The 12,848-nt window shown below is 34.1% G+C and carries 8 protein-coding genes; 4 read left to right on the top strand and 4 right to left on the bottom strand.

From position 1 onward, the window contains the following. Positions 1-626: 626 nt before the first annotated feature. The 4 genes from hepC to LNP23_RS22940 form a co-directional block, all read right to left on the bottom strand. Positions 627-2,609, bottom strand: coding sequence for a heparin-sulfate lyase HepC (hepC, locus tag LNP23_RS10250; RefSeq protein ID WP_230004794.1), 1,983 nt, complete (start codon positions 2,607-2,609; stop codon positions 627-629). A 12-nt stretch (positions 2,610-2,621) separates the two neighbouring features. Then, entirely contained in the window at positions 2,622-6,221 is a 3,600-nt protein-coding gene (locus LNP23_RS10255) for a heparin lyase I family protein (RefSeq protein ID WP_230004795.1), read from the bottom strand. 243 nt (positions 6,222-6,464) lie between these two features. Next, positions 6,465-7,655, bottom strand: a complete 1,191-nt coding sequence (locus LNP23_RS10260) for a glycoside hydrolase family 88 protein (RefSeq protein WP_230004796.1) — start codon at positions 7,653-7,655, stop codon at positions 6,465-6,467. 583 nt (positions 7,656-8,238) lie between these two features. Next, complete coding sequence (locus tag LNP23_RS22940; protein WP_428979170.1) at positions 8,239-8,520, bottom strand: DDE-type integrase/transposase/recombinase; 282 nt, start codon at positions 8,518-8,520, stop codon at positions 8,239-8,241. 132 nt (positions 8,521-8,652) lie between these two features. On the opposite strand from LNP23_RS22940, the gene LNP23_RS10265 reads away from it, so the two are divergent. From LNP23_RS10265 to LNP23_RS10280, 4 genes are all read left to right on the top strand, one after another. Next, complete coding sequence (locus LNP23_RS10265) at positions 8,653-9,222, top strand: hypothetical protein (RefSeq protein ID WP_230004797.1); 570 nt, start codon at positions 8,653-8,655, stop codon at positions 9,220-9,222. Positions 9,223-9,293: 71 nt separating this feature from the next. Beyond that, positions 9,294-10,712, top strand: coding sequence for a hypothetical protein (locus tag LNP23_RS10270; protein WP_047778153.1), 1,419 nt, complete (start codon positions 9,294-9,296; stop codon positions 10,710-10,712). 115 nt (positions 10,713-10,827) lie between these two features. Further along, positions 10,828-11,865 carry a hypothetical protein gene (locus tag LNP23_RS10275; RefSeq protein ID WP_230004798.1) on the top strand — a complete coding sequence of 346 codons (1,038 nt, stop codon included), beginning with the start codon at positions 10,828-10,830 and terminating at the stop codon, positions 11,863-11,865. A 46-nt stretch (positions 11,866-11,911) separates the two neighbouring features. Next, entirely contained in the window at positions 11,912-12,691 is a 780-nt protein-coding gene (locus tag LNP23_RS10280) for a hypothetical protein (protein WP_230004799.1), read from the top strand. The last annotated feature ends 157 nt before the right edge of the window (positions 12,692-12,848 follow it).

The following is a 12,848-nucleotide window of genomic DNA, read 5'->3' on the forward strand; positions in this document are numbered from 1 at the left end:
ATTTAATTTACCTGATAAGTTGAAGCTACTAATTTCAAAAAGTGTATAAAATACTGTTGCTTCTTTTTTAGAGTTTGGTTTTCCTAAAAACAGCTGTATTGGTTTTTTCTTTAAGCAGAAAAGGATAACGATTTAGTAACTTAAAAAAAGAGTTGTGATGTTTTACTTCCAGATGTAAAAACGGTTGGTGTGTTAGTTGATTCATTTTTTTTTGGTTTAGTCATGTTAAAAGTTTGATTTGATAAAAACAAATATAGAAATCGAGTACAAACGGTTGTTTTGAAAATAACTAAAAAGCTATTGAATTTGATTAATGTGTATTTGTAATGGTTGATTTTTAACGAAATAACCCGTATTTAGGAGTGTTCTTGAGGTTTTTAAAACAGCGTTTTTATCTTACTTTTTCAAATCGTATAACCATGTAAGCGTTAAATCAAAGGTATAGTAAGGTTAACTTTAATACTGTTTGGGTTTAATTATAATCTGGAATTTAATGGGTTGACTTTACCGATTAGGATCTGGTATTTATTTCAAATAATGGAAAAATTTTAAAAAATAAAATTATAAAAAAAACACCTAAATAATTTCAGGTGTTTTACAGAGCGCATTTTAATAAGGTGAAAAAATCAATCGATTAGTTGGGCTGTTATTTTGCTTTTCTTGCCATTTACAGTAATGTTTAAGTCAATGTTTCCTTTCTCAAAATCATTGTTTCTATTAGGTTTTACCTTTATTTCGGGAGCTTTACTGCCTCCATAAGGGAAAATGATCGTTGCAAATAGTTCATTCTTGTTTTCGTTTTTAATCTTTTCGAATACAAAGGCGGGTCTTTTTACTTCTTTCGCATATATATAGGAAACTTTTCCGTCTTCTTCAGTAAGTGTTACATGATCTGAATGTATTGCTTGTATCAAAAGATTATTGCCATCGGCATAAGTGGTATAAATCTTATTTTTAGCAGTATCAAAAACGGGTTTACTGTCTTCCTTTAATTGAAAATGGATGCCCAAATTCCCGGTTGCTTTACCAATGGCACGATCTATAATTACGAAATATTTTTTATCAATGAAGAAAACGGTACGCTGGTGATTTAAATCAGTATAACTAGGATTCGTATAGGTTAAAATATCTAAGTTTTTAGAGGTTTTCCACTTATTTTGTTGGGCTTTGGTAATGATCATATTCTCATTGTTCAAAGTCAAAGTACTGTGCACTTTGGTCTGGCGATACCAATTTCTCTTTTTGGTTATTTCTGCGTCACCGCTGTAGAGGTAGGAACCGCTGTCCGGTGTAAAATTCCTTCCTTTTACCCATAATTCAAATGTTCCATTATCGGGCTGAGCGTGAAATTCAGCAGGAGGACCGGCTTTTAAAATCAAGACCGTCGATTGATCGTTCCATCCATTTCTAAAAGTATAAAAACCGGCATTTGGCAATTCACTTGATAAATAGTCAGGCACTTTACCTTTAGCGCCATTAGTAGCAAAATATTTCATTAATTCATTTTCCGGAAATATTTTTGACCAGTCTGCAAATTGTTTCATTCTTAACCGTTTTTCTACAGGCCAGGAATCACCAAACATTGGGTTGTTATAATCCGGGAAAGAGATATTTGCGACTGCCGTAATCATTTTTTCAATCGTTTCGCTGTAAGTGTTTGGAAATTCTTTCTCAACTCCTGCCATTTTAGCTGAATTATAAGCTTTCAAGAAAATATCAATGCAGGCAATATGATAGGTAGGGGATAGTTCCCATTGCACACCGTCAGGAAGTACTTGAAGTTTTATTTCACGATTTAAAACCTCGATACCGCTTTTGCGCCACTCTTCTGCCTTCTTTAATTCTGGAAAAAAAGCGCCGGCGCCCAAAACACGTTGTGCTTCAAACAGTAGGTGGTTCCCTTCTTTACTATAATTTTCAGGAATATAAGAGGTTTGTTTGTCAAAGCTGTTTAGAAATTCCATTAAAAATGCCGGCGTAAAATTAGGCGATACGACAAATAAATTAAACGTTCCGGGAAGACTTTGTATACGCTCAGAAACTTCTAAAGGACGCCACGCAATGTGATTGTTTTCGATAGAACGTCCTAAATAGTTTTTCTTTTCCCAATCACGAAACTGAAAAATCCACTCTTTGGCATATTTTTCCTCTCCACTGGCGCGGTAGGCGATACCCATACTTTGCCACCACGTTACGCGGTGCAGCTGCCAACGAATTTCGTTATCTTTTACAGGCCAGTAATCCCAATTGATGTCTTTTCCATAATCAAAAAAGCCATATCCTTTTTGCGGTTTAAATTGGTGTAGTAGGGCATTGTCTGCCTTTTCCTGATCTGCTTTTCCAATTTCTTTTCCTTTAAATTTAGCTTCATCACCCAAATTAAAATCAGAGAGCTTACTATTTTTGCGAGTGCGATAATAGGTCAATAATTCATTCGCAGCATCAGTATACTTGCCGGCCTCAAACAGTTTATTTACTTTTTCCAGTCCCGGATAAGTAAGATTAACATTGTCGAAACTCGTTTTTGTAATTTCCTTTTCCTGAGCATTACCGAAAGAAATTTTCAATATGGCGAAAGTAAAAAGGATTGTTTTTATTAGATTTTTCATGCGAAATTTTGACTATTGTTTGATTAGCTTAACTGTTTTTTTATTCTGACCTTCTGTTATTTCCGCAAAGTATAAACCCGTTTTTAGCTCATGACCAATGGTGAACGTTTCACCACTTTTTGCATTTAAAAGCTTTATTTTTCTTCCTAACACATCAAAGATACTTACAGAATAAGTTTGATTGGGTTTTCCTGTAATGCTTAAATTAAATTCAGCTTTCGATGGATTAGGAATTGCGGTTACGATGAATTCATTGGTTTCCTGCTCTGCGAGAGTTATTTCTTCTTTTTGGGTTTTACTGTAACCACTTTCACAACTACCAAGATAACAGCCGTGTGCTAAATGAGCCGAAACTGCATTTGAGGAAATGCAAAGTGTTTTATCGTGATTAGGGCTGCTCGTATGGCATAGGCTTACTTTTTTACCAGCACAAAGAATATTGGTTACAGTGATTTCTTTTGTTACAGTGAAGGAACATCCAAGGGCATCTGTAACAGTAACGGTATAAGGATGTACCCCTTCAACCGAAGGATTCACTAAAATACTGGCTGTTGTGGCACCATTATTCCATGTATAAGTGTACGGCGCTTTTCCGTTTAGCGTAGTTGCAGTCAGGGTTAGCGAGGACGGACCGTAACCTAAATAAATAGTATTTGGTTTACCTCCCGGACTTACCGCATAAACATCGGGAATGTTTGCCGAGAACTCACTGTTAATTGTAATTGTAGTAGTAGCGGTGCTGCTATTTCCGGCATGGTCGGTAACGGTCCATGTAATTGAGGATACTCCCACATTAAAACTACCATCGACATTTAGGCCATTTCCATCTCTATTGGTCGCTCCTGTAATGTGATAAAAAATAGATTTAATGTCGCAATTATCAACTGCTGTGACAGCCGGAAGTATATAATGATTCCCCTGGTCATAACATAGTATAACAGCAGGGATAGAATTTAGTACAGGTGATTTGACATCGAGAACAGTAATTTTCTGAGTTGTTATGGCGGTATTACCATTTGTATCCACAGCGGTCCAAGTTACGATTGTTGTTCCTGCAGGAAAAAAATCCGGAGCGTCACTAGTCACGCTTGCAACGGCACAATTATCTGAAATTTCAGGTTTTAGTAATGTTAGTAGTGCTCCACATTGATTCGGGGCATTATTTACTGTTATTTCTACAGGTTCTGAAAAAAGAGGTTTTTCTAAATCTATTACTTTTATCTTAAATGTAGTGGAAGCGCTATTGCAGTCATCTGTTGCTGTCCAGGTTACAGTAGTCTCACCTGTATTAAATATTTTATTTGCTAAAGATCCGGTGCCAGTAGCTGTAGTGCTTCCGGTGAGCGAATAACTGTAAGTAGTTGCACTGCAATTGTTAATGGCTGTGATGTCTAATTCACTTTCCTTAGCGGTGTAGGTTCCTAAACTCTGATCGGTATTCTTCGTTATATCATATTTATTAGGAATAGCAAGAATGGCTTTCGTTTGACCATTGAAAGTAAAATCATCAATACCTACTAAAGAAATTCCGCTTGTTCTATCTGATCCGTACCAGTATAAACGTAGGGTAATCGGCGTTTTTACATTCGATAATGGAGACAGATCATAGGTAAGTGAAGTCGCTGAGGTGCCGGGAAAATTTTGAGGAGCTGTAATATCAGTGGTAAAACCATCTAAACTGGATCTCATAACATAGGTACCCGGGTCTGTTGTATTTCCTTTTCTAGCCGTAAATGTAAGATTAGAAAAAATCACCTTATAGCCATTGGCTGGTTGCAGTTTGAACTCAAAATATTGGTCCGGGTTAAAAGAAGTGGCAGGATCTGAAGAAGTTGTTTTATTTGTCCATCCGTTTATTAAAACCCTTCCGCTTAATGCTCCGGCAGTATTTAGACCTCCATTAGTACCATAAAAAAAATCAGGCATAGTACTGCTATCATTGAGAATATTCAGATTTACAGTATTACCTGTAGTAATCGATGAGGTAAAATCGATAGGACCAATTAAAGCATTATTCCAAAGTTGGACTGGTGCACTGGCATTATTTAATTCAAAAATTCTAATATCATCATGATAGACGATACGAGTGAGTACATTGTCGCTGGTGATTACATCTCCATTGGCATCTTTTCCTGCTTCTCGATACACTCCCCATTTGATATACCCGACATTTCCATTTTCGACATTTCCTGTAAAAGTGACAAAATTATTTTTATCCAGCATTAAGTTGTAATCGGCTTGATCAGGGAGCTTGGTGTATATTTTTAAATATCCGGTAGCAGCTGTAGACCATTTTACATCAATGCGAAAACGAATCCACTGATTAATGTAGGGACGAAAATCAGACACCAGATCGTTTTGTTCCGTATAATTACGAGTAACGATCGAGTTACGTCTGGTCAGGATCCTAACAGGCAGTAACTGTCCGTCTGACATCTTTAACTGAAAAATATTATCACCGTAGGCCGGATTGTTACTGTTCCATTGCTCCCAATCTTTTAGTAAAACACTAAATTCATAGCGGCGTTCATCTCCAGGAGAATAGCGAAATTGTTTTTCGGAAACCGCATCAGATTCGCTTCGATAGGATCCATCAGAATAATAATCGGAATTGCCAAGGACAACTTTGTGAGCAACTGCATAATTACCTGTCGCGCTATTCGGAACCATATAAACGGCATCTGAAGCTAATGCATGAGTGGCTGTTACACCTGTAATACCTGAATTAGTAGTGCCGTTTTCGTAATCTACATTCAGAATCGTATTGGTGATACTTGGTGGTGGTGCCGCTGCTAAAAAATTAGTATAACTTATATCGTCGATACACAACACAGGTGCTGATGAGCCCGCGCCTATGTTCAGTAAATTCATTCCATTTAGGACCGTGCCTTGTGTTAGCAGACCATTTCCGGCGTCAGCATTGGTGAGGATTTTAGTATTGTCGAGCCAGACATCAAAAGCTCCGGCCGGGAGATTATGTGCCATTGGATTTGCACCATTGTAAGTTGTATAGGAAACTTCACTATTACTGTTATTCATGAAAAACTTCAGTGTATAAACTTGATTTTTATTAATAGTGGTTTGTGTAAGCCCCGTTGTGGTATAGTTAGGACTGGCAGCTGCTGTAAGCCAGTCAAGATTTACACCGGCAGCAGTTGGGGATAGTCTTAAAGCAGCAAATGTTTGTGAGATATTTATGCCGCTTCCATTAGTGAAATTACTTCCGTTTCCGAAATAGAACAGGAATCTGCCATTTGTTCCGGATAAGACATTTATTTTGCATTGAAAAGTACCCACTGCTGTACCGGAAAAGGGAGCCAGTCCTAATTTAGCACCAGTTGTCGTAGTTCCACCGGTCATTTTAAGTTCAGCTCCAGTTCCTCCCGCATAACCATTAGTAGTTAGTTCTACAAAACCTTCCGTTGAAGTTGAAGCTCTTACACTCGCATCGCCACCGCCGGCCGTTGGTGCAGGTAAATAAGTTGAACTATAAGTGCCGGAGATATAAGGCGATGCGGCAGTACTGCCAAAATCATAGGTCCAACTGGAATTTTGCGCATTTGATTCTAAAAAGGTAAACACACAAAGTAAAGCAAGTAATTTTTTTTTCATAATTATTGATTTTGATGTTTCTAAATAAAGCGTAAGTATCAGGACTGCGTTTATATGTATTCTTTTAAGTAAACGGTATCTTATTCTGAGCGTATTCAATGCGATGAGAATAAGAGTTTGGCAAAATTCGATCTAGTTTAAAATATTTTTATAAGACTTATTTACTGCTGAAATATTTTAGGTAAAACAGATGAAAGAGAGAATCAATAGGCTTTTAATGGTTTCGTTCTTAATAAAAAGGGTTTAGATTTTTTTGATCGAAGCATATCTTTTTAGAGCTTCCAGATAATAATAATCGGCGTAATCAAGAGGGGTGTCAATTTCTGAATTGTATAAAAATGCACCCACGCTATGTTTCAATATAAAATAACCATTTTCTCCCGGTTTTGCTAAATAAGCATCGGATGATAAGGATTTTAAAATGTCTTCTGCATAATCAAAATATATTTTTCCATCTTTTACCTGTGTGCTTAAATCCAATAAACCAGAAGCAATGACGGCTGCTGCAGAAGCATCTCTTGGAGCTGGCACATCTGTATCCATTGCGTTGTGAACATCAAAATCCCAAACAGGTACTTTGTCTTTTGGCATGCGAGGATGATTCATGATAAAAGAGGCAATGTTTTTGGCTTGCTTTAAAAATTGAGGGTTTTTAGTGTTTGCATAACACATTGTATAACCATATAGTCCCCATGCCTGGCCGCGAGCCCACGCAGAGTCGTCTGTTACACCTTGATGTGTCATTTTACGTAAAACTTTACCCGTTTGGGGATCATAATCTACAACATGATAGGAACTGTAATCTTTTCTGAAATGATTTTTCATCGTTGTTAAAGCATGGGTACTAGCTGCAGCAGCGTACTTTGGATTCTTAAATTGATTTGCGCTCCAATATAAATACTCTAAATTCATCATATTGTCTATAATTACAGGATAGTGTAACCAATCCCAGGAACGAATCGTTCCAACTTTAGGATTAAATCGAGCATACAGATTAGCAGCGCCATCTGCTAATACAGGCAGATAAACCCTGTCTCCCGTAATTCTGTAGGCATTTCCATAAGAGCAGAAAAGCATAAAACCAACATCATGGGTGTTTTTTATATTTCGAATAGAATCAAGAGCAAGTGTAAATATTTTTGCTTTTTCTGCCAGTGCTTTATCCCCGGTTAATTCATACCCGTACCAGAGCGTGCCGGGAAAAAAACCGGTTGTCCAATCGGTTAATCCTGCTAATCGTATTGTCCCATCAGGATTTATGGAACGTGGATTTTTACCAGGTTGATAAGTTTCGGCAGCTTTGTTTAATTGTGAATGAATTACTTCTGTTGTATTTTTAAACCATGCTGAAGAGGAGTCATCCCTCATTGGCTGAGCGGATAAACTTAACGTTAAAGTTGAAAAGGCTAAAAATAGATGGCAGATTTTTTTCATAGTTTATTCGTTTTATAATATTCAGTTAAATTGAATGTTTGTAAAGCGAAATTAAACCGGAGTAAGAAAAAGGTATTTCAAATTTTATTATAAACGTTTTAAATTTGATTAAGAACCTTGTAAAAGAGGTGCTTTTTTAAGGAATACAGCACGAAATAGTTTTCTTCGTTTTTGTGAATTAAAGCTGACAGGTTTCAAAAACCTGTCAGCTTTGTTTTTTTGTTTTGAGATTTTATCTTGTTCGAAATGATAGGATGGAAAAAAAATGTGTAGAATTGGTTTCTGGAATTGATTTTTATGACTAGTCCTAAATAAACGATACAGTTTTTTGGATAAAATAATTAGACGGTTACAAGTTTTTCTCGTAGCTGTTTTTTGTTTTTATAAGTTCTCATTTTCGTTTTATTTGGCAATGTATCTGATTTGGTGTGAGCATGTAATTTGAATAATGAGGCCTAAATTCATTATAAATATCTGCTTTAAAATTATGTTAATCATTTTTGCTACTGCATTTTAATAAGGATCTGGGTTTTGTGTCATACTGTATAATACTGTATTTTTTACCAGCTCTTTTTGATATTCATCAGCAATACTGTAGACCTCTATCAGAATGATGGATCAAAGGCAGTTTGTTTTGCATTCTCTGCTTAAGAGCCATCTTTAGTGCTTTTAAACAGCTTTGAGTATTTAGATTTTTAGCAACATAATATCCCATTTTCTTCTTTGAGCACGCATCAGTTATCAAACTTAAATAACACAGATTATCTCTTTTTCCAATGTAGGTAAGATCAGAAACCCAAACTTGTTCAGGAGTAGTCATGTATAAGTAAATTAATAAATAGTAGTGATCAAACAAGTTTACCATAAAGGAGCATTATTTTATTCCATCAAAAGGACCACTTATCTATTTATTATCTTCATTTATTAAAAAAGACTTATAAGATAAATTTATTGGATGTAAAATTGTTTTAAAATGAACTAAAAATTTTAAAATAATATGATAGAGTTATACAGAGAACCTAGCCCGCAACTGATTAGAGTGCCATGGCAAGGAATTGTTTTAGATAGAGGTGTTTTAAAAAAAGCAATTAAAAGCTCAAAAGGAGATTTTTTGTTTTCGGAACAAGGGGCTGGTGTGCAGCCACTTGTGATAATTGGAAAACTTTCTGAATTGGTGGATTTCTTTTATATGAACCAAAATGTTTTTATTTCAAACGAAATTAGGACTTTACCTGACATTTATATTGGGATATCTAAATTTATAGAAAAAGAGCGATACGATGGAACTTACCCTGTTAATATTGCAATTAATGCATTGACCAGAAGTATTTTAGATTTTATACCGGGAAATAGTATTATTGATGTTTTATCTAATACAGTAACTTTTAGAAATATTTTGAAGGATTTAATAAATAGTAACCATGGAGAAAGACAAACTGATGTCTTGTATTTAAAAATTTCCTACTTGAATGACTTCCAAAATAATGGAAAAAAAATAGGATCTAAGAAAATATCTTTTGAAACCATATTCAGGTATTTACTTGGAATTAATGAAACTCCAGTTTAGCTTTTTTAAATTAAAATAACGCAATAACGCCAATTTCTATACTCCCCAATAAACATTTAATAAATAAAACTATGACACAAGAACAAGAAAAAGAATTGTTGCAAGCGATTTATGATAGAATATTTGATGCTGTTACTTATCAACCGGCAAGCGGATCAAACCCATTTACAGAAGCGGAAACTTTTATTCATTTTTCTAAAAATGCAGCAGTAGATGTTAAATCATTTGCCAATCCCAGAACTCCATCAAATCCTTTGGGAGACTTAAAGGCATCCGAAGAATTTTCAAGAATGGTAGATCAAATTTCTCCATTGGCTATAGAATGGCAAAATTCAAATAATCCACTTTCAAAAAATTATGAGGATATAATTCTTAGCGCTAACTCCAACAGTGCTGTGGATACTAAACAAGCAGAAATTTATGATAAAGCCTATAATTATCTTCATCCTTTAAGAGAGGAAAAAAATCCATTTACAGGCGAGGTAGTAATCAACAGAACAAATGGTGAAGATTATGTGAATTATGAGTCAAATATGAATGATTATGTTTCTTCAATAATAATTTATAGAAATACGTATAATCTATATTTGGATGATTTAGGGTCTAAAGATGATACAATTAGGTTTTCAGCTGATAGAAATTGGCAAGCGAAAGCCCCTATATTAGAAAACAATATTAAGGTCGCGTTTAGAAAATTGGCTGTTGGTAACGCTAAGTACGTTGAACAAGCATTAGCAATTTTAAATACTACGATTAATGATGGAATTAGACAAACTATTCAACGAGCTAGAGAAGCAATTAGTGATGATCAAAAATTTAGTTCTTCTCTGGGATTTTCAGATAAATGGTTGTTTAGCTATCCTTCACCTGCAAATTGGACTGATGAAAATAATCCAAATTTTACAGAATTAAAAATAAGTGGTGGTAATACTAAATTGAGATCAAAATCAACAGAACATAGTTTTAGTGTAGATACTAATGTTAATTATGGTCTTATTAAGGTAAAAGCCAACGCTGAAGGTAGTTTCGAACATTCAACTAGCAGTGCTGACAAAGATAGTGTAGAAATTTCGGCAATGATTGCAAAAGTAAATATACAACGTCCTTGGTTTTCCGAATCCCTATTTCGTTTAAATTATTGGTCCAGCAATCTGTTCAAGAAGGGTGAAATATCTAATGGCAAAATTGACTCAACAAATGCATCGAATTACATACCAATGTATCCCGTTGCATTCATTGTAGCAAGAGATATTACAATAAAAGCAGATTTTAGTCACGAAGAAGAAGAACATTTTAAAGAATCGATTAAAACTAGTATTTCGGTTGGTTATGGTCCATTTTCTGTTGGTGGAAGTTATGGTTATGGAAGAACAGAAGATAGTTTTGATTCTGATTTTCAAAATGGAGAAATAAAAATTCCAGGTATGCAAATAATTGGTTGGGTAAGTAAAATTGTTCCTTTCTCTCCAAAACTAGATTCAAATAATTAGATGTTTTATTAAAAAGGGAGTTTCCTATTCAATTAACTCTCTTTTTGTTCAAATTGTGTTTTGAGCGGAAAGAGGTACATTTTTTATACCATTTTCGATTTAAAATAATTAATCTATGGGAAATATATCATCTTTGATTGCTTCTGAATTGTTAAAAAAAATAAATCTAGAATGTGCAAAAGATAAAAAAGCAGTTTTAAAGAATCTTAATAATGAAACTATCGGCCAAACCATTTTACAACTAAATTCGATTCCTTTTGTAATTGAAATTAATCAGTATAAAAATGCTCATTCTAGTGCAAATCCGACAGGAGATTATAGGGCAGCTTATCAGTTTGCACTATTGTCCGATACTATTCCATTACTGTTTCCTACTTATGTAGACAGTCTTAATTCTGTATCTAAAATTTGGGGGAATATTGTTAATAATGCAAATGCATTTTCAAAATATTCACAAGCAGTGTTTGAAAGTGCGCGTAATTCTTATAATTTTTCAAAACTTTCAGGTTTTGGAGGAATTCCAGAAGATTGGTATAATGTGCAAGCTAAACCGTCTGATTGGGTTGAGTTACTTGACAGCGGCTCTAACTTAGTCGAAATAGAGATTGATTTAGCTAATGCTGTCGCTAATTCCGAAGACTTTTTAATTTTGAGTGGGAATGACTCTAATTTATCATGGAAAATATTCGATTCTCATAAAAATTATGCAGAAATACCACTAAATGTAAATTCTAAAATCACAAGAATTTATTTAAAACTTCTTCGCGTTGATTTCTATCGTTCATGGTTAAACTTTGAAATCTTAAATAACAACTCTTGGAAAATTGATGGTTTAGATAAAGGCTATTTTTCAAATGGAAGTTTAATTGGTAATAAAGGTAGTTTTCCATTAATTCCGCAATCTGTTTTAATAGGATCGAGAATTGAAGTTGAAGGAAACTTTGATCCTACGGATAGAGAAATTCTTTCTAGTAATAGAAAAACCTCAGAAAACGTTGTTTGTATGGGAACATTTGTACTAAATAATATAATAGAGAGCCCAAAAAGCGACAATGTTGAAAAAGACACAATGATATTAACGTCTGATGTAAAACAAGTTATAGGCTACATTAGTCGTTTAATTCCAGAAAGTCCACCTTTATCAGGTGAATAGCAAAATATTAATTATCAATATATGATAAGTAAAATTATTTTAATAAATGAGCAACAAAGAAAACCACCTAACTAACCAGAATGATGATAAATTAGTTACATCGTCAGATGTTCAAAATGAACTTGGTATTTCAACGGAGGTCATCACCGAATTAAATAAACATATTAATAGTATGATTTCTTTTGCAACTTATAATGGTATAACAATTAATCCCCAAGTTAATATCTTAGTCCAAAATAGTAGCATAAACGATTTACTAGAAGCATACAATTTACTATGTACAAATATTTCTCCTGTTACTCCTAAGTCTATAAGATTCTACAAAGAAATAGCTACTGATTGGAAGAATACAAGTTTTCTTAGTCGAATGCCTTTTTCAAAAAATTTATTAATTATATCTTTTCTTTTTCTCATATCTTTTATAGGGATAAGTTGTTCCTCAATGGTCAATATGAAATCACTGGATAGAGGAGTATTGGACAATCATGGAGTCTCTCTTTTATTTAATTTGGGGTATTTAATTTCTATTTCTGGTTTAGGAGTTATGTTTTATTTACTCAGAAGCATAAATTCTTCCATTAGAAAAGTTACAATCATTCCAGAAGATTCAGCTTATTATCCTGTAGTCATTATTTTAGGATTAATGTCTGGTTTATTAATGTCTGAAATTCTTATATTTCCATTTCTAAATGGGAAAACTTCAGATTTGTTGTACAATAAAAGTTTGCTTGCATTATTGGGCGGGTTTTCATCAGATGCAATTTTTAGTATTTTGTACAGTGCAATTAATCAAATGAAAAGAAAATTAGTATTTGAAAATAAATAGCTTAAACGACTCAGAGGTAAAATCTAAAACAAACAAACACAATATGTTATAAAGGGTTTGTTTATAAGATTGAATTAATTTTTCATCTTGTATATAAAATTGCCGAGTTATATATTTGGCTTCTTTGTTATTTGATTCTGATAAACATGCATTTCAC

Origin of the sequence: Flavobacterium cupriresistens (genome assembly GCF_020911925.1) — a bacterium.
In the GTDB taxonomy this organism is placed as follows: Bacteria; Bacteroidota; Bacteroidia; order Flavobacteriales; family Flavobacteriaceae; genus Flavobacterium; species Flavobacterium cupriresistens.